This is a genomic window from Mycobacterium simiae, from assembly GCF_008370645.1.
GTDB classification, from domain to species: Bacteria; Actinomycetota; Actinomycetes; order Mycobacteriales; family Mycobacteriaceae; genus Mycobacterium; species Mycobacterium simiae_A.
Genome location: NZ_VTZN01000379.1, coordinates 1 through 1482 on the forward strand (window position 1 = coordinate 1; position 1482 = coordinate 1482).

Genomic DNA, 1482 nt, shown 5'->3' on the forward strand with positions numbered 1-1482 from the left:
CATGAGCTTCGGGCTAGCTTTCAGAGCTGCCCGGGCTGCGATCCGCCCGGCATCCACGGCGTCATCAACCTGTCTGAAGTTCAACAGTCCCACCGCCGAGACGTCGGGCTCGATGATGGCCGCAACTCGAGGCAACTCGCCCAGATTCCGGCTGGAGGCCGTGAGGTCCACGACGCGAAACAGTGTCTCTTGCAGCGGCGGTAGGACAACATCGGTGCCGGTCATGAGCCGCCGGACGAACCCGGGAGGCCGAAGGATCGGCGGCAGAAAACCAAAGCCCTTCGACGGCACGTACTTTCGGCGCAGATCGACGCAGATGACTTCGCCGTCTGGGTCGGCACACATCACGTCGGCCGGGAGGTTGTTCACCAGTCCACCGTCGATGAGGATCTGCTCGCCGTGAGGCACTGGCGGCATAAGACCGGGGATCGATATCGATGCGCGCACAGCGACCGACAGACGCCCACGTCGATGGACGATCTGATCGCCGGTGACCATATCTGCGGACACGGCGAAGAACTCTTTTGATAAATGCTCGATCAAAGTGCTGCCGGCGTATCTCTCTATTAGGTGATCGAAGCGTCCACCTCGAGTCAGGGCCACGACGGGCATCGCGTAGTCGCCGAATGGGGCGCCCTGTGCAAGGAACTCCCGTAGCGCGGCGATCCCCTCCCGGGCGTCCATCCCCAGCGCGAACGCCGCAGCAGCCAGTGCACCGGTACTCGTTCCGCCGAACCGATCGATGACGATGCCAGCACGGGTGAGCTCGTCGTAGACACCAAAGTGTGCGAACCCCCGCACGCCGCCACCCGCCATCACCAGGCCGATGGACCGGCCCGCGATTCTGCGGGCCAGAGCAGCGATGCCATCGTCGTTAGCGGGGTGATGCGAGACCGGCTGCAGCAGATCCCACCAACTCGGATCCGGTTCAGGGATGCGCGTGATCAGGTGGACGGGCCGTTGGGTGACAAGTGGATCGACCGTTCTTGGCGGATATGGTTGATCCACCAGGACGATAAGTCGGTCACTTTGTGCGGCAACGTATCGTCGCCACAGGTCGCCCGAGCCTCGGTCGGCTACCACCAGGACCCAGTCGTTGCTTCGCTCCGCGCGATCAAGGGTTTTGCTGAACGCTTCTACCAGCTCGCCGTAATGACGGACGTCGGCGGTGGTGTTGACGGTGGGAGCGACCACGGCAGTCTGGCCGTGGGAGCGCAGTTGAGTGGCGATCGCGTCCACTGTCGGGACCGCGGCGATATTCCCCCCTGTCGACAAAACGCCGATGACCCTGGGGCGCCGCGATATGTCCGCAGATCGTGACTCGCGAAGCATGTTCGCCATCGCTCGCAGCATCGCTGATTGCAGTCGCGGAGTCGTCGCGAGGATCTCGCTGAACGTATCAGCGGCGATTTTCCAGACGGCGCTGTCCCGAAGAGCTCGTACTCCGGCCGCGCGAGCGGCGCCGGCGATCACGCCCAGCTC

The 1482-nt window shown here is 63.8% G+C and carries 1 protein-coding gene; it reads right to left on the bottom strand.

Annotated elements, in window-relative coordinates; translation table 11 throughout:
- On the bottom strand, positions 1 to 1482 hold a 1482-nt coding region (locus F0Q45_RS25930), incomplete at both ends, for a patatin-like phospholipase family protein (protein ID WP_149656584.1).